22 protein-coding genes and 1 other RNA gene are annotated in these 26,629 nt (G+C 68.2%); 11 read left to right on the top strand and 12 right to left on the bottom strand.

The genetic code is table 11. The features are described 5' to 3' along the window. Window positions 1-15 precede the first annotated feature (15 nt). The 4 genes from IHQ52_RS18745 to IHQ52_RS18730 all read left to right on the top strand — a co-directional run bounded on the left by IHQ52_RS18745 (window position 16) and on the right by IHQ52_RS18730 (window position 3,484). Window positions 16-753, top strand: coding sequence for a zinc ribbon domain-containing protein (locus IHQ52_RS18745; RefSeq protein WP_024500428.1), 738 nt, complete (start codon window positions 16-18; stop codon window positions 751-753). Window positions 754-910: 157 nt separating this feature from the next. Continuing rightward, the gene (locus IHQ52_RS18740) at window positions 911-1,528 is read left to right on the top strand and encodes a histidine phosphatase family protein (RefSeq protein WP_035761026.1); all 618 of its coding nucleotides are present in this window, start codon (window positions 911-913) and stop codon (window positions 1,526-1,528) included. A gap of 67 nt (window positions 1,529-1,595) precedes the next feature. Further along, window positions 1,596-2,011, top strand: an RNA gene (rnpB, locus tag IHQ52_RS18735) — RNase P RNA component class A. A gap of 54 nt (window positions 2,012-2,065) precedes the next feature. Then, window positions 2,066-3,484 (top strand): RNB domain-containing ribonuclease, encoded by a 1,419-nt coding sequence (locus IHQ52_RS18730; protein ID WP_024500426.1) that lies wholly within the window; start codon window positions 2,066-2,068, stop codon window positions 3,482-3,484. Between the two features lie 118 nt (window positions 3,485-3,602). Here the strand turns inward: IHQ52_RS18730 and IHQ52_RS18725 are convergent, their stop codons facing one another. From IHQ52_RS18725 to panB, 3 genes are read right to left on the bottom strand one after another with little or no spacing between them, the layout of a single operon-like run. Beyond that, window positions 3,603-5,096, bottom strand: coding sequence for a CYTH and CHAD domain-containing protein (locus tag IHQ52_RS18725; protein WP_096274134.1), 1,494 nt, complete (start codon window positions 5,094-5,096; stop codon window positions 3,603-3,605). 59 nt (window positions 5,097-5,155) lie between these two features. Further along, complete coding sequence (gene pip, locus IHQ52_RS18720) at window positions 5,156-6,121, bottom strand: prolyl aminopeptidase (RefSeq protein WP_096274132.1); 966 nt, start codon at window positions 6,119-6,121, stop codon at window positions 5,156-5,158. 24 nt (window positions 6,122-6,145) lie between these two features. Then, the gene (gene panB, locus IHQ52_RS18715) at window positions 6,146-7,000 is read right to left on the bottom strand and encodes a 3-methyl-2-oxobutanoate hydroxymethyltransferase (RefSeq protein ID WP_006434930.1); all 855 of its coding nucleotides are present in this window, start codon (window positions 6,998-7,000) and stop codon (window positions 6,146-6,148) included. Window positions 7,001-7,328: 328 nt separating this feature from the next. Between panB and glnA (IHQ52_RS18710) the strand changes: the two genes are divergently transcribed. The 4 genes from glnA (IHQ52_RS18710) to IHQ52_RS18695 all read left to right on the top strand — a co-directional run bounded on the left by glnA (IHQ52_RS18710) (window position 7,329) and on the right by IHQ52_RS18695 (window position 13,383). Next, window positions 7,329-8,669, top strand: a complete 1,341-nt coding sequence (glnA, locus tag IHQ52_RS18710; protein WP_096274971.1) for a type I glutamate--ammonia ligase — start codon at window positions 7,329-7,331, stop codon at window positions 8,667-8,669. Window positions 8,670-8,736: 67 nt separating this feature from the next. Then, window positions 8,737-11,748: a bifunctional [glutamine synthetase] adenylyltransferase/[glutamine synthetase]-adenylyl-L-tyrosine phosphorylase gene (locus tag IHQ52_RS18705; RefSeq protein ID WP_096274130.1), complete on the top strand. Its 3,012-nt coding sequence runs from the start codon at window positions 8,737-8,739 to the stop codon at window positions 11,746-11,748. A 28-nt stretch (window positions 11,749-11,776) separates the two neighbouring features. Further along, a complete protein-coding gene (locus IHQ52_RS18700) occupies window positions 11,777-12,727 on the top strand; it encodes an endonuclease/exonuclease/phosphatase family protein (RefSeq protein ID WP_096274128.1) in 951 nt (316 codons plus the stop codon). Then, window positions 12,724-13,383 carry a biliverdin-producing heme oxygenase gene (locus IHQ52_RS18695; protein WP_096274125.1) on the top strand — a complete coding sequence of 220 codons (660 nt, stop codon included), beginning with the start codon at window positions 12,724-12,726 and terminating at the stop codon, window positions 13,381-13,383. The genes IHQ52_RS18700 and IHQ52_RS18695 overlap by 4 nt, the downstream gene beginning before the upstream one ends. Before the next feature lie 27 nt (window positions 13,384-13,410). Here the strand turns inward: IHQ52_RS18695 and IHQ52_RS18690 are convergent, their stop codons facing one another. Both IHQ52_RS18690 and glnA (IHQ52_RS18685) read right to left on the bottom strand, forming a co-directional pair. Then, a complete protein-coding gene (locus tag IHQ52_RS18690) occupies window positions 13,411-13,596 on the bottom strand; it encodes a hypothetical protein (protein ID WP_006434935.1) in 186 nt (61 codons plus the stop codon). A 285-nt stretch (window positions 13,597-13,881) separates the two neighbouring features. Beyond that, window positions 13,882-15,315 carry a type I glutamate--ammonia ligase gene (gene glnA, locus IHQ52_RS18685; protein ID WP_096274123.1) on the bottom strand — a complete coding sequence of 478 codons (1,434 nt, stop codon included), beginning with the start codon at window positions 15,313-15,315 and terminating at the stop codon, window positions 13,882-13,884. A gap of 325 nt (window positions 15,316-15,640) precedes the next feature. Between glnA (IHQ52_RS18685) and IHQ52_RS18680 the strand changes: the two genes are divergently transcribed. Then, window positions 15,641-16,144: an RDD family protein gene (locus IHQ52_RS18680; protein ID WP_096274970.1), complete on the top strand. Its 504-nt coding sequence runs from the start codon at window positions 15,641-15,643 to the stop codon at window positions 16,142-16,144. A gap of 89 nt (window positions 16,145-16,233) precedes the next feature. Here IHQ52_RS18680 and IHQ52_RS18675 read toward each other — a convergent pair whose 3' ends face one another. The 6 genes from IHQ52_RS18675 to IHQ52_RS18650 form a co-directional block, all read right to left on the bottom strand. Further along, the gene (locus IHQ52_RS18675; RefSeq protein WP_096274121.1) at window positions 16,234-16,977 is read right to left on the bottom strand and encodes a DUF4191 domain-containing protein; all 744 of its coding nucleotides are present in this window, start codon (window positions 16,975-16,977) and stop codon (window positions 16,234-16,236) included. 66 nt (window positions 16,978-17,043) lie between these two features. After that, the gene (lipA, locus tag IHQ52_RS18670) at window positions 17,044-18,141 is read right to left on the bottom strand and encodes a lipoyl synthase (RefSeq protein WP_096274119.1); all 1,098 of its coding nucleotides are present in this window, start codon (window positions 18,139-18,141) and stop codon (window positions 17,044-17,046) included. Continuing rightward, window positions 18,138-18,854: a lipoyl(octanoyl) transferase LipB gene (gene lipB, locus IHQ52_RS18665; RefSeq protein WP_096274117.1), complete on the bottom strand. Its 717-nt coding sequence runs from the start codon at window positions 18,852-18,854 to the stop codon at window positions 18,138-18,140. The genes lipA and lipB overlap by 4 nt, the downstream gene beginning before the upstream one ends. Beyond that, window positions 18,851-19,747, bottom strand: a complete 897-nt coding sequence (locus tag IHQ52_RS18660; protein WP_096274114.1) for a TIGR01777 family oxidoreductase — start codon at window positions 19,745-19,747, stop codon at window positions 18,851-18,853. Before IHQ52_RS18660 ends, lipB begins: the two co-directional genes overlap by 4 nt. A gap of 25 nt (window positions 19,748-19,772) precedes the next feature. Next, window positions 19,773-21,545: a 2-oxoglutarate dehydrogenase, E2 component, dihydrolipoamide succinyltransferase gene (gene sucB, locus IHQ52_RS18655; RefSeq protein ID WP_096274112.1), complete on the bottom strand. Its 1,773-nt coding sequence runs from the start codon at window positions 21,543-21,545 to the stop codon at window positions 19,773-19,775. 217 nt (window positions 21,546-21,762) lie between these two features. Beyond that, window positions 21,763-23,316, bottom strand: coding sequence for a leucyl aminopeptidase (locus tag IHQ52_RS18650; protein WP_006434943.1), 1,554 nt, complete (start codon window positions 23,314-23,316; stop codon window positions 21,763-21,765). Between the two features lie 88 nt (window positions 23,317-23,404). Between IHQ52_RS18650 and gcvT the strand changes: the two genes are divergently transcribed. Then, complete coding sequence (gene gcvT, locus IHQ52_RS18645) at window positions 23,405-24,508, top strand: glycine cleavage system aminomethyltransferase GcvT (RefSeq protein ID WP_006434944.1); 1,104 nt, start codon at window positions 23,405-23,407, stop codon at window positions 24,506-24,508. 90 nt (window positions 24,509-24,598) lie between these two features. After that, the gene (locus IHQ52_RS18640; protein WP_024500421.1) at window positions 24,599-25,705 is read left to right on the top strand and encodes a branched-chain amino acid aminotransferase; all 1,107 of its coding nucleotides are present in this window, start codon (window positions 24,599-24,601) and stop codon (window positions 25,703-25,705) included. A gap of 79 nt (window positions 25,706-25,784) precedes the next feature. On the opposite strand, the gene IHQ52_RS18635 is transcribed toward IHQ52_RS18640, so the two are convergent. Continuing rightward, window positions 25,785-26,582 carry an adenosylcobinamide-GDP ribazoletransferase gene (locus tag IHQ52_RS18635; protein ID WP_006434946.1) on the bottom strand — a complete coding sequence of 266 codons (798 nt, stop codon included), beginning with the start codon at window positions 26,580-26,582 and terminating at the stop codon, window positions 25,785-25,787. Between the last annotated feature and the right edge of the window lie 47 nt (window positions 26,583-26,629).

Raw genomic sequence — 26,629 nt, 5'->3', positions numbered from 1 at the left:
AGACAGGAGGCCGCAATGAAAGTCGACGCCGGTGTGCAGCGACTGCTGCTCGATCTCGCGGACTCCGATGCCGAGATCAACCGACTCGAGCATCGCCGCAAGAACTTGCCCGAGGACACCGAGATCGCCGAGCACGACAAGGCGATCGATGCTGCCCGCGACGATCTGGTGCGTGCGGAGATCTCCGCCGAGGACCTGAGCCGCGAGTACCGCCGCATCGAATCCGAGGTGACCGGGATGACCAACCGTGAGGCCAAGGACTCCAAACTCCTGACCGCCGGCGGGTTGGCACCCAAGGCGCTGTCGGAACTGCAGCACGAGCTCGCCGGACTCGGACGCCGCCGCGCGGTGCTCGAGGACGAACTGCTGACGCTGATGGAGCAGCAGGAGGCCGTCGAGGCCGAACGCAGCCGCGCCGCCGCGACGATCTCCCACCTCGAGGAGAAGGTCGCCGACGCGCGGACCCGCCGCGACAAGTCGCTCGCGACCATCGACGAGGACCTGGCCCGTGTACGCGACAAGCGGGACTCGCTCGCCGCGGAGATCGACACCGACCTGCTGGCCGTCTACGACAAGCAGCGTGCCAACGGTCGGATCGGTGCGGGGCTCCTGCGTGCACGTCGATGCGGCGCCTGCCGGATGGAACTCGACCGGGGCACCATCGCCTCGATCAGCGCGGCACTGTCCGACGAGGTCATCCGCTGTGAGGAATGCGGCGCGATCCTGGTGCGCACCGCCGAATCGGGAATCTGACGCCTTGAGCGCGGGTTCCGAGCGCGTGTCGACGCCGGGCGCGGGTTCCGAGCGCGTGTCGACGCCGGGCGCGAGCTCCGAGCGCGTATCGACGCCGGGCGCGAGCTCCGAGCGCGTATCGACACCGGGCCGGAAATCGCCGTCCTGGCAGGGACAGCTGAGTTCGCCGACGAGATTCATCCTGTTGCGGCACGGGCAGACCGCGTTGTCGGTGGATCGCCGGTACTCCGGGCGCGGCAACCCCGAGCTGACCCTGGAAGGTCGGCGCCAGGCGCGTGCGGCGGCCCAGCGGGTCATGCGTGAAAAGGACATTTCGGCGATCGTGACCTCGCCGCTGAGCCGCGCCCGCGCCACTGCGGAGGAGGTCGCCGCGGTGACCGGGGTCGACATCGTCGAACATCCCGGACTCATCGAGAACGACTTCGGCGAATGGGAGGGCCTCACCTTCGTCGAGGCCGCCGAACGGCACCCCGAGATCCACCGCAAGTGGCTGTCGGACATCACCGTGCCCGCGCCGGGTGGCGAGAGTTTCGCGCAGGTCGCCGAGCGGGTGTCCGAAACGAAAGACGATCTGCTGCAGCGTTATCCGGGACAGACGATCGTGCTCGTCTCGCACGTTACCCCGATCAAGCTGATGCTGCGGGAGGCGCTGGGCGTCGGACCGGAGCTGCTGTTTCGGCTCCACCTCGACCTGGCGTCGGTCTCGATCGCGGAGTTCTTCCCCGACGGTGGTTCCGTGGTCCGGCTCGTCAACGACGCCGCGCACTGCCACTGACGGTCGGGGTGCTCTGCGCCATCGGATGAAGAGCTGTGCCGGGGCTGCCGTATCCTGGGTTCGCGAACGAGTCGGCCGGGCGGCCGCGGTGAGCGGAACGGGCGGAAGACCGCCACGCCGCGCACCGAGGAAAGTCCGGACTCCACAGAGCAGGGTGGTTGCTAACGGCAACCCGGGGTGACCCGCGGGACAGTGCCACAGAGAACAGTCCGCCGGCCGCGAGGCCGGTAAGGGTGAAACGGTGCGGTAAGAGCGCACCAGCGGCGCGGGTGACCGCGTCGGCTCGGTAAACCCCACCCGGAGCAAGGCCGAAGCACGCACCTCACGGTGCGTGTGCGCGGGTGTTACGAGGGCTGCTCGCCCCAGCCCGCGGGTGGGCCGCTCGAGGTACCCGGCGACGGTGTGCCCAGATGGATGGTCGCCGCCCGCGATGGTCGAGAGGCCTCGCGGGTACAGGATCCGGCTTACGCGCCGACTCGTTCGCCTTCGGCCCGCGGTTTCGGTTCACCGGGGGATCCGCGCGCTAGGGTTCGACACGTGACACGCTTCCTCTTCGCCCCCGACATCGACTTCGCCGGCATCCGCGATCAACTCGGGGTGGACGAGTCATACGGCGACGACGCGCTCGCCGAGGCGCGGGAGGCCGTCGACCGGTTCGCCGACACCCGCGAGGACCACACCGGCGTCCCGTTCGTCACCATCGACCCGCCGACGTCGCGGGACCTCGACCAGGCCGTCCATCTCGTCGCCGACGGGGACGGGTTCGTCGTGGACTACGCCATCGCCGACGTCGCGGCACTCGTGATCCCCGAAGGCGCGCTCGACCAGGAGAGCCGACGCCGCGGGACCACCGTGTACTTCCCGGACGGCTCCGTGCCCCTGCATCCGCGGGAACTGTCCGAGGGGATCGGATCGCTTCTGCCCGAACAGGTTCGGCCGTGCGTGCTATGGACGATCCGGGTGGCGGGGGACGGCACGGTCATCGATGTGCGGGTTCGGCGATCGCGGATTCGATCCGTGGCGCGCTTCGACTACGCCGGTGTCAGCGCGGATGCCGAGGCCGGACGGTTGCATCCGTCGATCGCGGCGTTACCGGCTTTCGGCGAGCTCCGGCAGAAGGTGGCGCTCGACCGCGGCGCCGTCGAACTGGATCTGCCGGACCAAAAGGTGTCACGTACCGAGGCGGGGTGGCGGTTGGACCTGCAGGCCCACACGCCGGCGGACATGTGGAACTCGCAGCTCTCCCTGCTCGCCGGGATGTGCGCCGGCTCGATCATGGCCGAGGCCGGCGTCGGGTTGTTGCGGACGTTGCCGCCGGCCGACCCCGACGCGGTCGAGGACCTGCGCGCCGCCGCACGAGCGCTGGGCGTCGAATGGCCCGAGGGGTTGGCGGTGGGCTGGTTCCTGGCCGGACTGCCCGGCAATAGGACGAGCACCCTGGCCCTCCAGTCGGCCGCGAGTGGTCTCATGCGCGGCGCCAACTATCTCGCACTCGACGGCACCGACGAGGCGCGCGCGATCCCGGACGACAAGAAGCGGCACGGCGCGATCGCGGGCGTCTACGCCCACGTCACCGCACCCCTGCGTCGGCTGGGTGACCGGTTCGCCACCGAGGTGTGCCTTGCCGTCACCACCGGCGACGACGTGCCCGACTGGGTGACGCGTGCCCTGCCGACCCTCCCGAAGATCCTGCGCTCGGCCGACACCCTGAGCTCCACGGCCGACCGGGCGGCCATCGACCTCGCCGAGGCGGTCATCCTGGGCGGCCGCGTCGGGGAGCGCTTCGACGCGGTGGTGATGTCGGCGGCCAGCGAACGCAAGCCGGCCCAGATCTTCATCGCCGATCCGCCCGTCGTCGCGGGTTGCGAAGGTGATCTGCGTCCGGGCACCCGACTCGAGGTCGAGCTGGTGACCGCGGACGAGGTGACGAGAACGGTCAGGTTCCGGCCGGCGTAGGGCGATGCGACTTCGTTTCGACGCCGGGTCACCGGGTGGTTTCGACACGGTTACTCGCTGGGCGGGTTCAAGGGATCAGCCCTGCGCTCGTGACCGGCTCAACCAGCAGCGGGACGGCTCACAGGTCCTTGGCGGCCCTGCGGTACTCCGCGACGGCGCGGTCGGACGCGGCCTCGAGACGCGCGTCGAGACGGCCGACGATGAACATGTCGGCGGCGCTGAGCTTTCCGTCCTCGACGATCGTGGCGAGCTGGGCGCGGTTGATGCGGATGTCGTTGTGGTCGCCGAGGGCGGACTGGATCTTCTTGGCGACCGCGCCGATCGCACGGTACTTCTTCTTGTTCAGCGGCTCGGTCGCATCGATGCTGTAGCGCAACCGCTTTGCGCGTTTACGGATCGTGTGCAGCTGTTCCTGCCACTCGTCCGATCCTTCGGTGAGGCCGGCGAGTTCGGCCTGGGCTTTGTGGATGTGCTTGCGGCTCTTCGCGATTGCCTTGTCGACGACCTCGGTTGCGGGGAGTTCCGCGTCGGGTCCCGGCGGGGGAGAGGCGAGGAGGGCGTCGACGGAGTCGAGGAGGGTGAAGTAGCGCTTCGACGACATCGCCGCATGCGCCGCGCGGATCGCGCGATCGTGGGTCCGGGTCTCGGCACCCGCAAGGGCGGCGAGCAGCTCGGGCGAGGCGTTCTCGCCGCGCAGCAGGGACTGGTCGAGTTCGAGCTGGACCTCGGAATCCCGTGCATCACCGAGGATTCGGGCCAGCAGCTTGAGTTCGGCACCGATGTGGGCGGTGCGTTCGGCGTCGAGAACCGTCGGGTATCCCGACAGCACGCTGCGCAGGCGACGGCACGACACCCGCATCTGGTGGACGGCGTCCTCCGCGTCCTCGCGGACGAGCGGGTCGTAGGCGATCAGGCTGTTTCGGTGCATCGCGATGTCGGTGATGACGAGTTCGAGCGCGGTGGGGCGCTTGGACAACCGGGGTTTGTGGACGGTCGGCGTCGAACCGATCGCGCGGGCCAGCTTCGACGCACTCGACGACGAGCGGCCGCCACCGGCGCGCAGGACCTTGTCGGCGGCCTTCAACAGCTTGCCGGTGCCGCCGGAGAGGAGTTCGAACTCCCATTCGGCCCACTGCTGGGAGTGCCCGCCCGGCAGCAGGGACTGGGTGGTCACCAGATCCTCGGCGAGTTCGGCGAGCGGCTCGTCGTCGACGCCGAGCAGGCGCGTCACCGTGCGCGTGGTCGAGATGACGGCGACGGGCGTGAGGGGCCGGCAGCGGGTCAGTGCGAGGACCGGGGTCACCAGTGCCTCGGGGACGTCACCGTCGGCCGGGGCCTCGTCGAAACCCACGTGGAGTTCGCGACGTGTTCCGGGGATGTCGGTGGGGCGCTTGAGATGCCAGCCCTGATCGGTGCCGCCGGTGCGGCGTCGCATGGTGATCCTGTTGCCGGCGAGGTCGAGGTTCTCGGTGTCGAAATAGGTGGCATCGAGCGAGAACGTCTCGGGTGCGGTGGCCGACACCACTCCGGGTAGTGCCCGTAGATCCGGGGCCACATGGCCGGGGTCCACGTCGAACTTGAGTTCCACCTCGACCTGCTCGGATGCGGCCACCTGTTCCTCCTGACGCCTACGACGATGTCGAGTCTAGTGGCCGCGGGTGCGGCGGCCGATCATTCCGCGAAGCGGTCGGTCGCTTCCAGCAGGTGATGGCGGATGCCTTCTTCGAAGGACGCGTGACCCGCGTCGTCGACGATGCGCAGGTCGGCGGCCGGCCAGGCGCGGTGGAGATCCCAGGCGCTGCGCATCGGGCACACGACGTCGTAGCGACCCTGGACGATGACGCCGGGGATGTGCGCGATGACGTCGATGTTGTCGAGGAGCTGCCCGTCGTCGAGGAAGCCGTGGTTGACGAAGTAGTGGTTCTCGATCGAGGCGAAGGCTAGGTCGAAGCGGTGGGCGTCATCGGGGTTCTGGCCCGATTCCTCCTCTGAGCGGGGGAGGAGGTAGCTGGTGGCCTGTTCCCAGCCGGTCCAGGCGCGGGCCGCCGCCCGGGCGACCGCGGCGTCGTCGGAGGTCAGCAGACGGTGGTACGCGGCGACCAGATCGCCGTCGCGCTCGTTCTCCGGGATCGGGTCGAGATAGGTCTCCCAAACGTCGGGGAAGATGTGCGCGGCGCCGCCGTTGTAGTACCAGTCGATCTCGCTGCGGCGCAGCAGGAAGATGCCGCGCAGAACGAGTTCGGTGACCCGGTCGGGATGCGTCTGCGCGTAGGCGAGTCCCAGCGTCGACCCCCAGGAGCCGCCGAAGACCTGCCAGCGGTCGATGCCGAGATGGGTACGAAGCCTCTCCATGTCGGCGATGAGGTGGGGCGTGGTGTTCACGCTCAGATCCGCGCCGTCGGCGATGTGCGGGCGGGACTGTCCGCAACCGCGCTGGTCGAACAGCACGATCCGGTACTTCGCGGGGTCGAAGAAGCGTCGCTGGGTCGGCGAGGTCCCACCGCCGGGGCCGCCGTGCACGAAGACCACGGGCTTCCCCTCCGGGTTGCCCGTGGTCTCCCAATAGATCTGCTGGCCGTCGCCGACATCCAGGTGACCGGACTCGTAGGGCTCGATCTCCGGATAGAAGTCACGCATGGACGCCAGCGTAGGCGCCGAAGCTCAGTAGCTGTGCTCAGGGCCGGGGAACACGCCGCGACGGACCTCGTCGGCGTACTGCTCGGCGGCCGAACGCAATTCGGAGCCGACGTCGGCGAACCGCTTGACGAACCTCGCGGTCTTGCCGTGGGTGAGGCCCGCCATGTCCTGCCACACGAGGACCTGGGCGTCGGTCTCGTTGCCGGCGCCGATGCCCACGGTCGGGATGGTGAGCTTGCGGGAGATCTGTCCGGCCAGCTCGGCGGGCACCATCTCCATCACGACGGCGAAGGCACCGGCCTCCTGGACCGCGATCGCGTCGGCGATGAGCTGGTCGGCGCCGTCGCCGCGACCCTGGACGCGGAAGCCGCCGAGGCCGTTGACGCTCTGCGGGGTGAACCCGATGTGCGCCATGACCGGGATGCCGGCGGCGGTCAGTGCCGCGATCTGGGGGGCGACGCGCTCACCACCCTCGAGCTTGACCGCATGGGCGCCGGTCTCCTTGAAGATCCGGAAGGCGTTCTCGAGGGCGTGCTGCGGCCCGATCTCGTAGCTGCCGAAGGGCATGTCGGCGACGACGAGGGCGTGCGGCGCACCGCGCACGACCGCGCGGATCAGCGGGATCATCTCGTCGACGCTGACCGGGATGGTGGTGTCGTAGCCGAGGACTACGTTGGCCGCCGAGTCGCCGACGAGCAGCACCGGGATTCCGGCGGCGTCGAAGATCCGGGCCGTCGAGTAGTCGTAGGCGGTGAGCATCGACCACTTCTCGCCCTCGGACTTCATCTGGGCGAGGTGGTGGACGCGGGTCACACGACGTTTGGGCGCGTCGGTGGCGGGGGTTGCGGTGGAAGCACCATAGACCGAGGTTTCGGACATCGTCGTCTCTTTTCCTGCCTCGAGTCCCGGCTGGCCAGAAGGGCGCGGCGGGTACCCGGGTTGAACACGGACAAGCGCCATTGTGTCACCGCGGATTTGTGGTGTAACCGCCGTACGTTATGCAATTGGTCACACCCCGCTCGGGGGTGGGCAGGGACCGTTGTGCAGCGGCCGTCGCGGTCCTTCGGCATCCGGGCTGTTCGGGGGCTTCCCAGCCCTACGGGTGGTTGTCCCAGATGATGGGATGGCGCCGACAAACTCGCTGGACAGCGAGTTGGACTTGCGCGTGTAACACAGATTTAACAGCCGACTTCTAATGTCGGCGACCATGGATCGCCAAAAGGAATTCGTGCTGCGGACCCTCGAAGAGCGCGACATCCGTTTCGTTCGACTGTGGTTCACCGACGTACTGGGTTATCTGAAGTCCGTGGCGATCGCGCCGGCCGAGCTCGAAGGCGCCTTCTCCGAGGGCATCGGCTTCGACGGCTCGGCCATCGAGGGCTTCTCCCGCGTGTCCGAGGCGGACACGGTCGCCAAGCCCGATCCGTCCACCTTCCAGATCCTGCCGTGGACCACCTCCGCGGGTCGGCACCACTCGGCCCGCATGTTCTGCGACATCGCGATGCCCGACGGCACCCCGAGCTGGGCCGACTCGCGCCACGTGCTGCGTCGCCAGCTGAACAAGGCGGCAGACCTCGGCTTCAGCTGCTACGTGCACCCCGAGATCGAGTTCTTCCTCCTCAAGGACGCGCCGCTCGACGGATCGGTGCCGACCCCGGCCGACTCCGGCGGCTACTTCGACCAGGCCGTGCACGACGCCGCTCCCAACTTCCGCCGCCACGCCATCGAGGCGCTGGAGTCGATGGGCATATCGGTCGAGTTCTCCCACCACGAGGGCGCACCCGGCCAGCAGGAGATCGACCTCCGATACGCCGACGCCCTGTCGATGGCCGACAACGTGATGACCTTCCGCTACCTCATCAAGGAGGTCGCGATCAACGAGGGTGTGTGGGCCACCTTCATGCCCAAGCCGTTCAGCGAGCACCCCGGTTCGGCGATGCACACGCACATGAGTCTGTTCGAGGGCGACATCAACGCCTTCCACAATCCCGACGACCCGATGCAGCTGTCGGCCACCGGGAAGAAGTTCATCGCCGGCATCCTGCACCACGCGTCGGAGATCAGCGCCGTCACCAACCAGTGGGTGAACAGCTACAAGCGTCTGATCCACGGCGGGGAGGCCCCGACCGCCGCGACCTGGGGCGGTGCCAACCGGTCCGCGCTCATCCGGCTGCCGCTGTACACGCCCAACAAGGCGTCGTCGCGCCGCATCGAGGTGCGCAGCCCCGACTCGGCCTGCAACCCCTACCTCACCTTCGCCGTCCTGCTCGCGGCGGGTCTGAAGGGCATCGAGGAGGACTACGAACTCCCCGACGAGGCCGAGGACGACGTCTGGGCCCTCACGTCCGCCGAGCGCCGGGCGATGGGATACCAGGAGCTCCCCGGAAGCCTCGCGGAAGCACTCACCAAGATGGAGAACTCGGAGCTGGTCGCCGAAGCCCTCGGCGAGCACGTGTTCGACTACTTCCTGCGCAACAAGTGGTCCGAGTGGACGGGCTATCGCAGCATGGTCACCCCGTACGAGCTGAAGAACTACCTGCCGCTGTAGGGACCAACCCGGTCACGTTCACCGACCGCGATGACATCATCGGTGGTCGGGCCGCTACTTTTGTGATGTGACAAGACAATCGGGACGCAGCGCGGTACCCAGCACGGGACGGCTGGGACTTCTGGACACCGCCGCGCCACAGAACCTCGCCGAGCTCGGCTGGAACACGCCCGAGTCCGTCGACGTGCTGTGGGCGCTGTCGCGGGCGCCCGACGCCGACCTCGCCCTGCGTACGCTCGTCCGTCTACGTGGGGCCGTCGAGGACGAGTGGTCCGAGATCGACTCGACGCTGCGCACCAACCGGTCGTTCCGGGGTCGTCTGTTCGGCCTCATCGGTTCCTCCGACGCTCTCGCCGATCATCTCGTCGCCGAGCCGGCGAGCTGGCGTCTGTTGCTCGCCGACGAGCTGCTCGACCGGGACGAGGTCGATCGCCGGATGCTCGAAGCCGTCGGCGCCGAGCCCGAGCCCGGGGAGATCGAGAAGGGTAATCGCGTCTACCGCGCGAAGCTCACCGGACCCAAGTCCGTCGTCGCCCTCCGCCGCGCCTACCGCGACCTGATCCTGCAGCTCGCCGCGCACGACGTCGCCTCGACGGTCGAGGACGAACCGGTGATGTGGCTGCCCGAGGTTGGTGCCTATCTCTCCGACCTCGCCGACGCAGCGCTGACCGCGGCACTCGCCGTCGCCTTCGCCGAGGTGTGCGGCGAGGACCCGATCCCCGTCCGGATCGCGGTCATCGCGATGGGCAAATGTGGCGCGCGCGAGCTGAATTACGTGAGCGATGTGGACGTCATCTTCGTCAGCGATCCCGCCGACGGGGTCGCGTCGCGCATCGCGGGCGAGATGATGCGGATCGGTTCGCTGGCCTTCTTCGAGGTCGACGCCGCGCTGCGGCCGGAGGGCAAGTCCGGCGCGCTGACCCGCACCCTCGAATCCCATGTCGCGTACTACGAGCGATGGGCCAAGACCTGGGAGTTCCAGGCGCTGCTCAAGTCCCGCGCGATGACCGGTGACATGGAACTCGCGAACGAGTACATCGCGGCGGTCAAGCCGATGGTGTGGAAGGCCGCCGAGCGTCCCGACTTCGTGCCCGAGGTGCAGAAGATGCGACGCCGTGTCGAGTCGCTGGTTCCGGAGGGGGAGCGCGAGCGCAATCTCAAACTGGGACAGGGAAGTCTGCGCGACGTCGAGTTCGCGGTGCAGCTGCTGCAGATGGTCCACGGACGAGTCGACGAGAACCTCCGGGTGATGCCGACGGTCGACGCGCTCGCGGCACTGACCGCCGGGGGATACGTCGGACGTGACGACGGCGCGAATCTCAGTGCGTCATACCAGTTCCTGCGGTTGCTCGAGCACCGGCTGCAGCTGCAGCGGATGAAGCGGACCCACCTCCTCCCGAAGCCCGAGGACACCGAGGCCCTGCGCTGGCTCGCGCGTGCAGCCCACATCCGGCGCGAGGGTGAACTCGACGCGACCGGCGTGCTGCGCGAACAGATCCGCCATCAGACCCTCCGCGTGCGGCGTCTGCACCAGAAGCTGTTCTACCGTCCGCTGCTCGAGGCGGTCACCCGGTTCAAGCCCGACGAGCTGACCCTGAGTGACGAGTCGGCCGAGAGGCGTCTGGCCGCACTGGGTTACGCCATGCCCGACCGTGCGCTCAGCCATATCCGCGCGCTGTCGAACGCACCCGGACGCCGTGGTCAGATCCAGCTCCTCATCCTGCCGCAGCTGCTCGAGCACATCGGTGACACCCCGGATCCCGACGCCGGCCTGCTCAACTACCGGCGGCTGTGCGAGGCGCTCGAGGACAAGGACTGGTTCCTCCGTCTGCTCCGCGATGACGGGGTCGTCGCCGAACGGCTGATGAAGGTGCTCGGCACCTCGGAGTTCATCGCCAACATGCTGATGCGGTCGCCGGAGGTGATCCATCAGTACTCCGACGGTCCCGACGGTCCGAAGCTGTGCGACATCCGGCCCGAGGACGTGGCCAAGGGGCTCATCGCCTCGACCGTGCGTCAGCAGGACATGAAACGTGCGGTCGCCGTTGCCCGCTCGCATCGTCGTGCCGAACTCGTCCGGGTCGCCTCGGCGGATGTGCTCGGCCTGATGGACGTGCCGACCGTGTGCAAGGCGCTGTCGAGTGTGTGGGCCGCGGTCCTCAACGCCGCACTCACCGTCGCGATCAGAATCTCCGAACGAGACCGCGGCAAGCCCGCGCCCGCACGCATCGCGGTGATCGGCATGGGCCGGCTCGGCGGCGGCGAACTCGGATACGGCTCGGACGCCGACGTGCTGTTCGTGTGCCAGCCGAACCGCGACGCCGACGAATCGGAGGCCGTCCGGTGGTCGCAGACCATCGCCGAGACCGTCCGATCCGCGCTCGGCAGTCCCAGCGCCGACCCGCCGCTCGAGGTCGACACGGGGCTGCGTCCCGAGGGACGGAACGGGCCGGTCGTGCGAACCCTGGCCGCCTACTCCGCCTACTACGCGCAGTGGGCCCAGGCGTGGGAGGTGCAGGCGCTGCTGCGCGCGCACCAGGTAGCCGGCGACGAGGCCCTGGGGATCGACTTCCTGCACATGATCGATCACGTGCGCTACCCGGTCGGCGGGGTCAGCAACGAGGCGGTCAAGGAGATCCGGCGCATCAAGGCCCGCGTCGACGCCGAGAGGCTGCCGCGCGGAGCCGATCCGGCGACCCACACCAAGCTCGGCCGCGGCGGACTCGCCGACATCGAATGGACGGTACAGCTGCTCCAGCTGCGCTACGCCCACCGCTACCGCAGTCTCCACAACACGTCGACGCTCGAATCGCTCGATGCGATCGGTGCCGCGGAGTTGTTGTCGGAGAACGACGTCGCGTTGCTCAAGAACGCGTGGATCACCGCGACCAAGGCACGCAACGCCCTGGTTCTGGTGCGCGGCAAGCCCGTCGACCAGCTGCCCGGCCCGGGCAAGCAGCTACGACAGATCGCGTTCGCCGCCGGCTGGCCGGAGGACAAGGCGTCGGACTTCCTGGAGAACTACCTGCGGGTGACGCGCCGGGCGAAGGCCGTGGTGCGCAAGGTCTTCGGCGCATAGGCGCCGCCGCTGGTGTACGGGGGGACAGATGAAGAGGTTTCTGTGGGTGTCGGCGTACATCCTCGGCTGGGCGATGCTGGCCGGGGTCCTGCTGGGGGTGTGGCTGCACTTCTACCCGTCGCGCGGGAGTGCCGCCCTGTATCTGACGAGCGGGGTGCAGTTCGCGCTCATCCCGGCGCTCATGGCCATCGCGATCTTCGCGGCGCTGCGTCGCTGGTTCATGCTGGTGATCGCGCTCGCGGTGTCCGGTGTGCTGGCCTACACCCAGATCCCGCTGGTGATCCCGGCGAGCGCCCCGCAGGGGCAGGAGTTCACCGTCGTCTCCGCCAACCTGCTGTTCGGTGGTGGCGACATCGGCGTGCTGGAGAAGATCGTGGCCGACGCGGACCCCGACCTGGTCTCCCTACAGGAAGTGACTCCCGAAGCGCTGGAACGCATTCGCGGGAGTGAGATCGCGCGCCGGCTGCCGAACGAGTTCGCGATCCCGTATCCGCAGGCCGCGGGCACCGCGTTGTTCACCAGGCAGCCGCTGTCGGAGCAGTTCAACATCCCCGACACCATCCTCCACAATCTCCAGGCGCGCACAGATCTACCCGGTGCGCCCGGGACGCAGGTCCTCGCCATCCACCCGGCCGCACCGCTGTGGGGCGAGAAGGACGGCTGGTTCCACGACATGGGCATCCTGGCCGACCACTTCGCGAAACTGCCCGCGGGGCGCGTTCTCGCGATCGGTGACTTCAACTCCACCTGGAACCACGCGACGTATCGCAAACTGCTGGGCAACGGGCTCGTCGACGGTACCGACGTGGCGGGTGCGGGCTTCCTGCCGACATATCCGACCGACAAGCGGATCGGCAACCGCCCGCTCGTCGCCATAGATCGGGTCATCCTGCGCGGATTTGTGGCCACGTCGATGGACAGTCATCACCTGCCCGGTTCCGATCATCGGGCGCTGGTGGTAACACTGGTTGCATCATGAGCGCCAGCATCTCCGGACCCGGCACCGCGGGCCCCAGTATTTCCCAACGCCTTCGCGAGGCCACCTCCGTCGCCCACCAGCGTGCGGAGCACGCCCCATTCATCGACGACCTCATGTCCGGTCGTCTCGACAGCGGTGACTACCAGCGGCTGGCCGTGCAGTTGTACTTCGTCTACGAAGCCCTCGAAGCCGTCGGCGACGGTCTCGCCGATGATCCGGTCGCGGGCGCCGTCGTCGACGACAAGTTGCGCCGGCTGCCCAGGCTCGGAGCAGATCTAGCGTCGTTCGGCATCGACCCGAGGTCGTGCGCGCCGCTGCCGGCCGTCGCGCGGTACGTCGAGGCCATCGAGGCCACGCGAGATGACCCGGCTCGATTCGTGGCACACCACTACACGCGGTACCTGGGAGACCTGAGCGGGGGACAGGTCGTGGCCCATCGCATGCGTGAGCACTACGGTGTCGATGCCTCGGCTCTGAGCTTCTACAGCTTCGACGGCATCGAGAAGCTCAAGCGCTACAAGGATGCCTACCGTGCGAGACTCGACGCCCTGCCGCTCGACGCCGCGGCCACTGAACGACTCGTCGAGGAGGCCATCGCGGCATTCGACCACAATCAGGCGGTCTTCGGCGATCTCGACGGGGCCGACGCCGCCTGAGAGTGACAGGACAGCTCGGTCGGGGTTCTAGTTCACCTGGAGCTTGACGGTGCGATCCAGCACGACCTCGTGGAGGTCGTCGCGGCCCTTGACCAGTTCGATGCGCAACTGATTGTCGTCGAGGCGGCTGGTGGTGCGAACCACGCGCGGGGTGCCTTCGAGGCTGATGCGGTCCCCGGGGACAAGATCTTCGACATAAACATCTCTGGTCATACGACCAAATTAAGGCCGGACAGTGTGGCTTGGCAGAGCAAGAGGTCACATTTGTGCGGCAGATCACATAAGCGGATGTTCAGTTCACGGCAACGAAACGTTTTACTACCTCGCGGTGGGTGGCAGGGGGATCGTGGAGGACGAGACGTCACCGCGATCCCAGGCGGGCTACCCCGGGCGCGAACCGGCGCCGTGTCGCAGTAGAGACATCGCCGCGATGGCTCTGGACGACGAACGCCCCGCCCGCGAGAACGCGGACGGGGCGGTCGTAGGCGATTGCCCGGATCAGCAGTCGTAGTAGAGCGAGAACTCGTACGGGTGCGGACGGATCTGCACCGGCTCGATCTCGTTCTCACGCTTGAGCGCGATCCAGGTCTCGATGAGGTCCTCGGTGAAGACGCCACCGGCGGTGAGGTACTCGTGGTCCTCCTCGAGGCGGTCGATGACGGCAGACAGCGAGGTCGGGGCCTGCGGGATCGACTTGGCCTCCTCCGGCGGGAGCTCGTAGAGGTCCTTGTCGACCGGCTCGTGCGGCTCGATCTTGTTCTTGATGCCGTCCAGGCCGGCCATCATCATCGCAGCGAACGCCAGATACGGGTTACCCGAGCTGTCCGGGCAGCGGAACTCGAGGCGCTTGGCCTTCGGGTTGTTGCCGGTGATCGGGATACGCACACAGGCCGAACGGTTGCGCTGGCTGTAGACCAGGTTGATCGGGGCCTCGTAACCCGGGACCAGACGCTTGTAGGAGTTGACCGTCGGGTTGGTGAACGCCAGCAACGACGGCGCGTGGTGCAGGATGCCGCCGATGTAGTAGCGAGCCAGATCCGACAGGCCTGCGTAGCCGGCCTCGTCGTGGAACAGCGGCTTGCCGTCCTTCCACAGCGACTGGTGGGCGTGCATGCCCGAGCCATTGTCACCGAAGAGCGGCTTCGGCATGAAGGTGACCGACTTGCCGTTCTGCCATGCGGTGTTCTTGATGATGTACTTGAACAGCTGCACGTCATCGGCCGCGTGGAGCAGCGTGTTGAACTTGTAGTTGATCTCCGCCTGGCCCGCGGTACCGACCTCGTGATGGCCGCGCTCGAGCTCGAAGCCCGAGTTGGTCAGGTTGGTCGACATCTCGTCGCGCAGGTCGACGTAGTGGTCGTACGGAGCAACCGGGAAGTAACCACCCTTGGGGCGGACCTTGTAGCCCAGGTTGGGGCTGCCGTCCGGGTCGCTCGGCGAGGCGGTGTTCCACCAGCCCGACTCCGACTCGATCTCGTAGAAGGTGCCGTTCATCTCCGAACCGAAGGACACCGAATCGAAGATGTAGAACTCGGCTTCGGCACCGAAGAAGCAGGTGTCGGCGATGCCGGTCGAGGCAAGGTAGTCCTCGGCCTTGCGCGCGACGTTACGCGGGTCGCGGCTGTAGGCCTCGCGGGTGAACGGGTCGTGGACGAAGAAGCTGACGTTCATCGTCTTCGCCTTGCGGAACGGGTCGATCCGCGCGGTGGCCGGGTCGGGCAGCAGCATCATGTCCGACTCGTTGATCGACTGGAAGCCGCGCACCGACGAACCGTCGAATGCCAGACCGTCCTCGAACACGTCCTCGTCGAACGCCGAAGCGGGGATCGAGAAGTGCTGCATGACACCGGGCAGGTCGCAGAATCGGATGTCGACGTACTCGACACCTTCCTTCTTGATGCCCTCGAGTAGTTCTTCTTTACTGCTGTACACCGTGCGGTGACTCCTTCGTGATCGGGTGGTCAGTGGTACTGACACGCCACACACATCCGCCGCCGAGAAACAGCAGCGGATCTCAGCGGCAACCGTATGGAGGCGAAGTTGCCCAGGCGTCAAGTCCGTGTTTCCCCCGTGTTACACACCCGGTGTTCTTGGCGACACACGGCTCATACCTCGGAGAACGCACTCGGCGAATCCCACCCTAGCCCGCTGGGACGACCGGGGAAGACCGAAGGGGTGACGCCCACGACTACGATGGACACCAGTGAACGCCGCGGTCGTCGACGATGACGCCGCGGTCGCGAGAGGAGTCATCACGATGGGACGAGTCACCGGTTCCTGGCTGTCGGGACCGCAGATCGGTCCCGGCGAAGGCGTCGACAATGATTTCCGCGGTCAGGACCTCGGTCTGCCCGCGTCCGGACCCGGGTCGCTGGCCACCGGATGGCCGCGCGTGGCCGGGTTGCTCGTCGACTGGCTGATCGCCGGCGGGCTCGCGATCCTGTTCGTCGGCTTCGATTCGTCGATCCTGGGCACCACTCAGCTCGGCATCTGGTTCGTGATGGGCATCTTCGCGGTGTCACTCTTCGGATTCACCCCCGGCCAGTACGTCCTCGGAATGCGCGTGGCCCGCGTCGACTACGGGCCCGAACGGAACACCGCCGAGGCCACCGGCAAGGAGAGCCCCGCCGCCGTCGGCATCGTGCGCGCCTTCTTCCGGCAGCTGCTGATGGTGTTCCTCGTGCCGGCCCTGATCAACGACTACAACGGTCGCGCCCTGCACGATCGCGCGACCGGGACGGCGATCCTCCGCACACGCTGAGCCCCACCCCGCAGAACCACCACCAATGGAAAGATCCACCACCCGATCGGTGGTGGATCTCTCCATAAAGGGTGGGTTTGCGCAGTCGGTCAGCCGCGACGACGCGCGGTGCGCTGCATGCTCTTCATCTTCGCGTTCCCGGGCAGCGGGCCCTTCGGCATGCCGGGACCGGGAGCCTTGCTGCTGAGTGCGGCGAGACGACCCTCGAGGGTCTCCATGCGCTTGCGGTCGATGTTGCTGGGCAGCTTGTTGAGGTGGCGTTCCAGCTTCGACAGCGGGACCTGACCGTCGTCGTTACCGACCATGATCTCGTAGATCGGGGTGTCTCCGACGACACGCGCGGCCTTCTTCTTCTCCTGGTTCAGCAGCGACTTCACGCGAGTCGGGGAGCCCTCACCGACGAGGATCACGCCCGGCTTGCCGATCACGCGGTGCACGGCGTCGAGGTGCGAGGTACCCGACACGGCCTGGGCCACGCGCCACTGACCCCGCATGTTGCTCAGCGCCCACCCGGCGGCACCGGGCTGGCCCTCGGCCTTGGTGTAGACGTTCTTCTGCACGCGACGGCCGAACAGGATGAACGCGCCCAGCACGCCCAGCACGACGCCGAGCGGGATGAGCAGCCACGGCGAGCCCAGCAGGAAGCCGAGTGCCGTGAACACCGCGATGGACAGCACGATCACACCCACCATGTAGGGGATGAGTCGCTTGTCTTCCTTGCGCTGCATCTGGAACGCCTGCCACAACTGCTGGCGCCGTTCCTTCGATGCAGCCTTGCGGGCCTGCTTCTTCGCGGCCTTTGCTTCCTTGCTCACGGACTGCGCCTTTGCCATATGGCCAGTTTACGTCCGGTCGTCGGGCGACCTGCCGCATGGTCGGCGGGCGCGGCTACGAATGCGTCAGCGGGCGAGCCGTGCCATCAGGCTCGACGCCTCCTGGCTGGCCGAACCTTCGGCGGCGAGGTGCGCCAGGGCGGGCGAGATCTCGCGGCCGTGGTGAGCCATGGCCTGCGCGTACAGCCGACCGGCACGGTAGGACGACCGCACCAGCGGACCGGCCATGACCCCGGCGAACCCGACCTCCTGGGCGAACTCGGAGTGGTCGACGAACTCCTCCGGCTTGACCCACCGCTCGACGGGATGGTGTCGCGGCGAGGGACGCAGATACTGGGTGATCGTCAGGATGTCGCAACCGGCCTCATGCAGGTCGACGATGGCCGACTGCACCTCCTGCGGCGTCTCGCCCATGCCGAGGATCAGGTTCGACTTGGTCACCAGGCCGAAATCCCGGGCGGCGGTGATGACCTCGAGGGAGCGTTCGTACCGGAACGCCGGACGGATGCGCTTGAAGATGCGGGGCACCGTCTCGAGGTTGTGCGCCAACACTTCCGGCCGGGCCTCGAAGACCTCGGCCAGCAGGTCGGGCTTGGCGTGGAAATCCGGGATCAGGTTCTCGACGCCGGTGCCCGGGTTGAGCCGGTGGATGGCGCGGACGGTCTCGGCGTAGAGCCAGGCGCCCTCGTCGGGCAGGTCGTCGCGGGCGACGCCGGTGATCGTCGAGTAGCGCAGGCCCATGGCCTGGACGCTCTCGGCGACGCGACGCGGCTCGTCGCGGTCGAGTTCGGCGGGCTTGCCGGTGTCGATCTGGCAGAAGTCGCAGCGTCGGGTGCACTGCTCACCCCCGATGAGGAAGGTGGCCTCGCGGTCTTCCCAGCATTCGTAGATGTTGGGGCAACCGGCCTCTTCGCAGACCGTGTGCAGGCCCTCGCGCTTCACGAGTCCCTTGAGTCCGGTGAACTCAGGGCCCATCGTCGCGCGGGTCTTGATCCAGCTGGGCTTGCGCTCGATCGGGGTCTGCGCGTTGCGCACCTCGAGTCGCAGAAGTTTGCGGCCTTCGGGAGCCGGTGAGGTGGGAGCGGTGGTCTCCGGTGCGGTGGCCGAGGCCGGGGGTGTGGCGTCGGGGGCACCGGGTCCGGGGGTGAGAGGGGACGCGGTCACCGGACCGATCCTACGCTCGCGGTCGTGGCGGCTTCGGTTGCCGTCGGGTCGGCCTCCCGCGGGGTGTCCAGGGCAGTCAGAACCGCGGTCGCGGTGGCGTCGAGAAGGGACGCGACCGAAAGCGGTTGTGCCAGTTCACGGGCCAGCGAGGTGACGCCCGCGTCGGCGATCCCGCACGGCACGATGGCCTCGAAGGCGGACATGTCGGGATCGACGTTGAGGGCGAACCCGTGCAGCGCGACCCCGCGCGCCACGCGGATGCCGATCTGGCCGAGCTTGCGTTCACCCGCGTCGTCGTCGATCCAGACTCCGGATCGTCCCTCGACGCGCCCGGTGGTGACCCCGAGGTCGGCGCACACGGAGATGAGGGCACTCTCGAGGCGCCGCACGTATTCGACGACGTCGAGCGGCTCCGCCAGCTTCACGATCGGGTAGCCGACGAGCTGTCCCGGTCCGTGCCAGGTGATGCGCCCACCGCGGTCGACGTCGATGACCGGCGCGCCGTTCGTGGGCCGGTCGGCGTCCTCGGTGCGTTTGCCGGCCGTGTAGGTCGACGGGTGTTCGAGCAGGAGGAGCACGTCGTGGTCGAGCGTGCCGTCGGCGCGCTCGGTCGCCAGACGGTGCTGCATCTCGTAGGCCGCACGGTAGTCGACGATGCCCAGGCGCCGGACCTCGATCGGAGCCGAGTCGGCGCGGACGGAACGGTGGGTCATGTCGCCGGCTTCATCGCGTAGGTCAGGGCCTGGCGGATCTCGGGATGGTTGAACGTGAATCCGTGTTCGGTGAGCACGCGGGGTTCAACGCGTTGACTGAACAGAATCATTTCCTCCGCCATCTCACCACCGACGCGGCGTGCCACGAATTCGGGCACCTGCAGTACCGCGGGACGGTGCACGGCCTTGCCGAGGGCCTTGCAGAACTCGCCGAACGGCAGGGATCCCGGAGCACTCAGGTTGACCGGGCCGGCGATGCCGGGGGAGTCGAGGAGGAACTCGATCGCCCTGACCTCGTCGATGAGGCTGATCCAGGAGAAGTACTGCTTGCCGTTGCCGATCGGACCGCCCAGCCCGAGCTTGAACAGCGGCCGCAACTTGCCGAGCAGACCACCCTGCGCGCTGAGGACCGGCGCGGTCCGCAGCAGGACGACCCGGGTGTCGGGGCCCGCGTTGGCGGTGGCGGCGCGCTCCCAGTCGACGACCAGCCCGGCGAGGAATCCCTCACCGGGACCATCGGTTTCGACCGCCGCCCGGGTCCCGGTGTCACCGTAGAAACCGGTGGCGCTGGCGCTGATGAACGTCGGGATGCCCAGGTCGCGCACGGCCTCGGCGAGTACTTCGGTCGGCGTGATGCGGGAGTTGCGCAACTCCTGCTTGAACCGCCCGGTCCATCGACCGTTGCCGACGCCGACCCCGCCGAGCGAGACGACCGCGTCGACGCCGTCGAGACTCTCGGCGGGCATCCCGATGGTCTCGGGATCCCAACTGAACTCGTCATCGGCGAGTGCCTCGCGGCGGACCAGACGGATGACCGTGTGGCCCGCCGCGCGCAGCGAGTTGACCAGGGCGTTTCCGATGAGCCCCTGTGAACCTGCGACGGCTATGCGCATCGATCGCCTCGACGTCGTCGTGTACCTAGAGACCGAGGTCCGCGGCGAACGAGGCCTCTTCGAGGCGCTTCTTCACCGTGGTGAGGAAACGGCCCGCGTCGGCGCCGTCGATGAGACGGTGATCGTAGGTCAGCGGCAGGTACGACATCGACCGCACCGCGATCGACTCCGAGCCGTCCTCCCCGGTGATGACGACCGGACGCTTGACGATCGCGCCGGTGCCCAGCATCGCCGCCTGCGGCGGGACCAGGATCGGGGTGTCGAACAGGGCGCCCTGGCTGCCGATGTTGGTGATGGTGAAGGTGCCGCCGGCGAGCTCGTCGGGCTTGAGGCCGTTGGAGCGTGCACGGGAAGCGATGTCGGCGATGGCGCGGGCGAGACCGGCCACCGACAGGTCATCGGCGTTGTGGATGACCGGCGACAGCAGACCCTGCGGGGTGTCGACGGCGATGCCGAGGTGCACCTTGTCGTAGTAGGTGATCTCCTTGGCGTCCTCGTCGATCGACGCGTTGACGTTCGGGTGGACCTTCAGCGCCTCGACGACGGCCTTGGCGATGAACGGCAGGAAGGTGAGGTTGACACCCTCGGAAGCCTTGAAGTTGTCCTTGGCCGCCTTGCGCAGGCCGACGATCTTGCTCATGTCGACCTCGAAGACCTGAGTGAGCTGAGCGCTCTGCTGCAGCGACTCGCGGGTCTTCTTGGCGGTGATCTGACGGATGCGGTTGATCTTCTGGGTGGTCCCGCGCAGCTCGGCGAGCTCGGGTCGGATCTCCGGCGATGCCGACGGCGCAGCCTCGGCGGCGGCCGGCTCGGCCTTCTTCTCCGGCGCGGCGGCCGGCTTCTTGGCGGCCTCGGCGGCGGCCAGCACATCCTGCTTGCGGATGCGGCCGCCGACCCCGGTGCCCTTGATCGAGTTCAGGTCGATGTCGTTCTCCGCGGCCAGCTTGCGCACCAGCGGGGTCACGTACGGGGTCGACTCGACGGTCGGCGGGGCCGACTTCGCGGGGGCCTCTGCCTTGGGCTCTTGCTTCGGCTCCGCCTTGGGTTCTTCCTTCGGCTCTGCCTTGGGTTCTTCCTTCGGCTCCGACTTGGCCTCGGGCTCCGGCTCCGGCTCCGGTTCGGGTTCCGGCTCGGGCTCCTTCTTCGCCGGGGCCGCCGAGGCGTCACCGATGACCGCCAGCTTGCCGCCGACCTCGACGACGTCGTCCTCCTGGGCGAGGATCTCGAGCAGGGTGCCGGCAACCGGGGAGGGGATCTCGGTGTCGACCTTATCGGTGGAGACCTCCAGCAGCGGTTCGTCGGCGGCGACCTCGTCACCGACGGCCTTCAGCCAGTTGGTCACCGTGCCCTCGGTGACGGACTCGCCGAGTTCGGGCATCAGCACGTCGGTGCCTTCCGCCGAACCCGAACCGGTGTCGGCGGTGGGCTTCTCGGCCGGCGCCTCTTCTTCGGTGGAGGGCTCCTCGGCGGCCTGCTCGGGCTCGGGCTCGGGGGCAGCGTCGGTGGGTTCGTCGCCCCCCGCGGAATCGTCGGAGCCGGAATCGTCGGAGCCGGCCTCGTCGGCGTCGCCGATCAGTGCGAGTTCACCACCGACCTCGACGACATCGTCCTCCTGGGCGATGATCTTCGTCAGCACGCCCGCGGTCGGAGCCGGGATCTCGGTGTCGACCTTGTCGGTCGACACCTCCAGCAAGGGCTCGTCGGCCTCGACGGTGTCGCCTTCCTCCTTCAGCCACCGGGTGACTGTCCCCTCGGTGACACTTTCACCAAGGGCGGGCATCTGGACGGAGAAGGCCATCGTTGTGAACTCCTGAACTCGACGTGGTGGTCTGTGGATGTGGCCCGTCGGTGTGTGCTCCGTGGGCACGGGGGTGGGAAGCGGTCAGGGGACCGCCGAGATGAGGGGCGGGTCAGCCACTCATCCCCGCGGATCACCCTACCCGTACGCCGCGTCGCCGACTGGATTCGGCTCGTACTCGGCGGTAACGATTCTCAAGCGTGGGATGCCGGTCATGTCAGCCGTTGGCCGCGATGTCCTCGAGCACGGCGGCGATGGTCCGGACGGGTACGCCCGTGCCGCCCTTGGTGGTGTAGCCCCACGGGCTGCCGGTGTTGAACGCCGGTCCCGCGATGTCGATGTGGGCCCACTGGACATCCTCCGGCACGAACTCCTTGAGGAAGATGCCCGCGGCGAGCATCCCGCCCCAGCGATGCGGGGTGATGTTGGCCAGATCGGCGACACGGGATTTGAGGTCGGCACGCAGTTCGGCGGGCAACGGCATCGCCCAGGCGTTCTCGCCGACCTCGGCCGACCGTGCGGCCACCCGATCGCGGAACTCGTCGGTGCCCATGACGCCCGGGGTGCGGGTGCCGAGCGCGACCATCTGCGCACCGGTCAGCGTCGCGGTGTCGATGAGGTAGTCGGGGTCGTCCTCGGCCGCGCGCACGATCGCGTCGGCCAGGATCAGCCGGCCCTCGGCGTCGGTGTTGAGGACCTCGACCGTGCGTCCGCCGTACTGGGTCAGCACGTCACCGGGACGCTGGGCGGTGGCCGACGGCATGTTCTCGGCCATCGGCACGGTCGCGGTGACCGAGACGTCGAGGTCGAGGCGGGCGGCCAGGATGGTCGCGGCGATGACCGCAGCGGCCCCGCCCATGTCCGAGGTCATCTGGTCCATGTTCGCGGCGGGCTTGATGGAGATGCCGCCGGTGTCGAAGGTGATCCCCTTGCCGACGAGGGCGACCTTCTTGGCCGGCTTCTTGCCGGTGTGGGTCAGCCGCACCAGGCGCGGAAGGCGCGCGGAGCCCTTGCCGACACCGATGATCCCGCCGTAACCCTGCGCCTCGAGTTCCTTGTCGTCGAGGATCTCAACCTTCAGGCCGGCTTTGCTGCCGAGGGTGCGGGCGCGGGCCGCGAACTCCTCGGGGAAGAGGTGGCTGGGCGGGGTGTTGACGAAGTCGCGGGCGATGGCCACGGAGTCGGCGACCGCGATCGCGCGGTCGAGCTCCGCCCTGGCCTCCTTGGACTTCGACTCGACCAGCAATGTGATGCGTTGCGGCGGAGTCTTCTTCGGCTTCGACGACTCGGAGCGGAACTCGTCGAACCGGTAGGCGCCGAGGAACAGGCCTTCGGCGGCGGCGGCGAGGTCCACCGACGACAGGGTGGTCGCGACCGACTCGAGGCCGTCGAGTTCGCGGGCGACGATGCCCGCGGCCTGACGGACCTGGTCGGCGTCGTCGAGATCGTCGGCGTCCCCGAGACCGACCGCGACGACGAGGTCGACCGGCAGCGACTCGGGTGCCGCCAGGCGGGTCACCTCGCCGTGCGAACCGGTGGCCCCGAGTGCGGTCAGGGCCGCGGTGATCGCGACTGCCTGCGCGTCGTCGAGGACGCCGTCACCGATGGCGAGCGTCGGTTCGGCGGTGGACTCCTCCTTGCCGCCGGCCTTCTCGTCGCCCTCCGGCGCACTGATCAGGCCGATGACCAGGGCGGTGTCGCCCTTGCCGATCGAGGTGGACAGGTCGAATTCGGGGCCGCGCACGCGGTCGACGGTGTCGTTCTTGCTCACCCGCTCAACTCTGCCACAGCGCGCCGCATGTCGGCGGCGACCGCGGGACCGCTCCGGTCGGCGTGCGTGGCCCGATAGCGTATGGCCCATGAGTGAACTCCTCGCCGGACCCATCGCCGACCGTCATGCCGCACTCGGTGCGAGTTTCGCCGAGTTCGGCGGCTGGAACATGCCGGTGTCCTACGCGGGCACCGTCGCCGAACACACCGCGGTGCGTGAGGCCGTGGCGATCTTCGACGTCAGCCATCTCGGCAAGGCGCTGGTGGCGGGACCCGGCGCCGCCGAGTTCGTGAACTCCACCCTCACCAACGATCTCGGCAAGATCGTTCCCGGCAAGGCGCAGTACACGTTGTGCTGCAACTCCTCCGGTGGCGTCGTCGACGACCTGATCGCCTACCTCGTGAGCGACGACGAGGTGTTTCTGGTCCCCAACGCCGCGAACACTGCGGCCGTCGTGGCACAGATGTCCGCCGTTGCGCCCGAACAGATCTCGATCACCGACCAGCACCGCGACCTCGCGGTGTTCGCGGTGCAGGGTCCGCGCTCGCCGGAGGTCCTCACCGCACTGGGCCTGCCCGCCGACATGGAGTACATGGCCTTCGTCGACGCCGAGCTGTCGACGGCGGACGGGAACAAGCCGGTCCGCGTGTGCCGCACCGGGTACACCGGGGAACGCGGTTACGAGCTACTGCCGCGGTGGGACGACGCCGGCGCCGTCTTCGACGTGTTGCTCGAGGCGATCACCGAGGCCGGTGGACAGCCCGCCGGCCTCGGTGCCCGTGACACCCTGCGCACCGAGATGGGTTACGCCCTCCACGGTCACGAACTGAGCCCGGAGATCACCCCGGTGCAGGCGCGTTCGAGCTGGGCGGTCGGCTGGGACAAGCCGTCGTTCTTCGGGCGCGATGCCCTGGTCGCCGAGAAGGAGGCCGGCCCGGCGCGTCGGCTCTACGGACTCAAGGCCACCGGCCGCGGCGTGCCGCGCGCCGACTGCGCGGTCCGGTTGGGGGACAACGCGATCGGCGTGTGCACGTCCGGGACGTTCTCGCCGACCCTCAAGCAGGGCATCGCGCTGGCCTTGCTGGACACCGCGTCGGGCGTCGCCAAGGGCGATCAGGTGATCGTCGACGTGCGGGGGCGTGATCTCACGTGCGAGGTCGTCATCCCGCCGTTCGTGCCCTCCCACGTGTGACCCCGGCGGTGTGACGCTGCTCCGTGGGCCGTCTCACGCCTCGCGGACGGGCTCGATAATGCTTTTGCGGCCAGCGGTACCATGGGCCGCATGACCTTGGAGTTCAACCGTACCGAGCATCCCCATCCGGTGTCGGACAGCCGTCGCGCGGAGATCCTCTCCGCCCCGGGATTCGGCCGCTACTTCACCGACAACATGGTGATGGTCGACTACGACGCGGACAAGGGCTGGCACAACGCGCAGGTACGTCCGTACGGTCCGATCGCGCTCGATCCCTCGGCGATGGTCCTGCACTACGGTCAAGAGGTCTTCGAGGGTCTCAAGGCCTACCGGCAGCCCGACGGTTCGATCGCCGCGTTCCGCCCGGAGGCCAACGCGGCGCGACTGCAGCTCAGCGCCGAGCGTCTGGCGATGCCGGCGCTGCCCGTCGAGGACTTCATCGCCTCGCTCGAGGCGCTGCTCGCCGCCGACCACGAGTGGGTTCCCCCGTCAGGTGGCGAGGAGGCGCTCTACCTGCGTCCGTTCATGTTCGCCTCGCAGGCAGGCCTGGGTGTCAACGCGCCCTCGTCGCAGTACATCTACTCCGTCATCGCCTCGCCGGCCGGTGCGTACTTCTCGGGCGGCATCAAGCCCGTCAGCGTGTGGCTGTCCGCCGAATACGTGCGCGCAGCTCCCGGTGGCACCGGCTTCGCCAAGTGCGGCGGCAACTACGCCGCGGCCTTCCTCGCGCAGCGTCAGGCCTCCGAGCAGGGCTGCGATCAGGTCGTCTGGCTCGACGCCATCGAGCGCCGCTACATCGAGGAGATGGGCGGAATGAACCTGTTCTTCGTGTTCGGCTCCGGTGCCGATGCACGCCTCGTGACCCCGGAACTGTCGGGTTCGCTGCTGCCGGGCATCACCCGGTCGTCGCTGCTGACGCTGGCCACCGACGCCGGCTTCGCGGTCGAGGAGCGCAAGATCACCACCGAGGAACTCCGCAAGGGCGTCGCCTCGGGTGACATCACCGAGGTCTTCGCCTGTGGCACCGCCGCGGTGATCACCCCGGTGGGCCGCGTCAAGGGCGTGGGCGAGGACTACACGATCAACAACGGTGAGACCGGTGAGGTCACCCAGGCCCTGCGCGACACCCTCACGGGTATCCAGCGTGGCACCTTCGCCGACACCCACGGGTGGATGACGGAGTTGTACCGGGCCTGAGTCCCAGGGATCTCCTGCGGCACAGACATTCTGGCGTCACGATCGGCGGATCGTGGCGCCAGAACTGTTGTGTGCGGGTCTAGACGAGCAGACCGACCACGGCGAGCGCGACACCGAGTTCGATGGTCGCGCCCAGGACGTCGCCGTTCAGTCCGCCCATGCGACGCGCACAGTGCCGGGTGAAAACCCATGCGAACACCACGATCACGAGGACGACGACGAGTCCCTGCACCACCGCGACGAGGTCGAGGTCGATGCCGGACCCGTTGTCGCGCAGTCCGATCGGGATCGTCGCCACCGCGGCGACCAGACACCACACCGGGATCGAGAGCCGCTGGGTGCCGGCGACGAGGGCGCCGAAACCGTTCGGATGAGCGGGCGAGATCGACGTCCGGGTGCCGACGACTGCCCCGAGTCGGCCCAGCGCGACCGCGAAAGCGATTTCATACCAGCGGGATTCGCCCACGAGGCCGGTGAATCCGGCGGTCTGCAGACCCAGTGTGAGGACGAGGGTCGCCACCCCGAACGGGCCGACGGTCCCGCTCCGCATCACTTCGGCGACGCGCTCCGGCGGTCCGTAACACCCGAGCCCGTCGGCGGTGTCGGCCAGGCCGTCGAGGTGCATTCCCCGGGTGAGCGCCGATGTCAGGACGACGACGAGGATGCCGGTGAGCGTGGCCGGGAGGGCGGTGAACGACAGTCCGGCGGCCAGGGCAGCCGCCGCGGCACCCACCACGATGCCGACGACGGGGAGTGCGGCCATCACCGCACCGCCCAGCGCGCGATCCGGCGTCTCGTCCGGGTCGGTGTCCGTGCCGACGGGAAGGACGGTCATCCAGCACAGCGCGGTCCGGACCGCCCGAGACGGCGAGATCAACGGTGAACCGGCCGTGTCATGCGTTCAGGTCGACGCCGTGTCATGCG

Source organism: Gordonia amicalis (genome assembly GCF_022059885.1).
Classification (GTDB): Bacteria; Actinomycetota; Actinomycetes; order Mycobacteriales; family Mycobacteriaceae; genus Gordonia; species Gordonia amicalis.
This window is presented reverse-complemented; position numbering and strand designations above follow the sequence as displayed.

Bases quoted from the DNA above. Each gene is read 5' to 3' on its own strand.
- IHQ52_RS18745 (WP_024500428.1), top strand. From the start codon at position 16: ATGAAAGTCGACGCCGGTGTGCAGCGACTGCTGCTCGATCTCGCGGAC.
- pip (WP_096274132.1), bottom strand. From the start codon at position 6,121: ATGCGTGACTTCTATCCGGAGATCGAGCCCTACGAGTCCGGTCACCTG.
- panB (WP_006434930.1), bottom strand. From the start codon at position 7,000: ATGTCCGAAACCTCGGTCTATGGTGCTTCCACCGCAACCCCCGCCACC.
- glnA (WP_096274971.1), top strand. From the start codon at position 7,329: ATGGATCGCCAAAAGGAATTCGTGCTGCGGACCCTCGAAGAGCGCGAC.
- IHQ52_RS18700 (WP_096274128.1), top strand. From the start codon at position 11,777: ATGAAGAGGTTTCTGTGGGTGTCGGCGTACATCCTCGGCTGGGCGATG.
- IHQ52_RS18695 (WP_096274125.1), top strand. From the start codon at position 12,724: ATGAGCGCCAGCATCTCCGGACCCGGCACCGCGGGCCCCAGTATTTCC.
- IHQ52_RS18690 (WP_006434935.1), bottom strand. From the start codon at position 13,596: ATGACCAGAGATGTTTATGTCGAAGATCTTGTCCCCGGGGACCGCATC.
- IHQ52_RS18680 (WP_096274970.1), top strand. From the start codon at position 15,641: ATGGGACGAGTCACCGGTTCCTGGCTGTCGGGACCGCAGATCGGTCCC.
- IHQ52_RS18675 (WP_096274121.1), bottom strand. From the start codon at position 16,977: ATGGCAAAGGCGCAGTCCGTGAGCAAGGAAGCAAAGGCCGCGAAGAAG.
- lipB (WP_096274117.1), bottom strand. From the start codon at position 18,854: ATGACCCACCGTTCCGTCCGCGCCGACTCGGCTCCGATCGAGGTCCGG.
- IHQ52_RS18660 (WP_096274114.1), bottom strand. From the start codon at position 19,747: ATGCGCATAGCCGTCGCAGGTTCACAGGGGCTCATCGGAAACGCCCTG.
- sucB (WP_096274112.1), bottom strand. From the start codon at position 21,545: ATGGCCTTCTCCGTCCAGATGCCCGCCCTTGGTGAAAGTGTCACCGAG.
- gcvT (WP_006434944.1), top strand. From the start codon at position 23,405: ATGAGTGAACTCCTCGCCGGACCCATCGCCGACCGTCATGCCGCACTC.
- IHQ52_RS18640 (WP_024500421.1), top strand. From the start codon at position 24,599: ATGACCTTGGAGTTCAACCGTACCGAGCATCCCCATCCGGTGTCGGAC.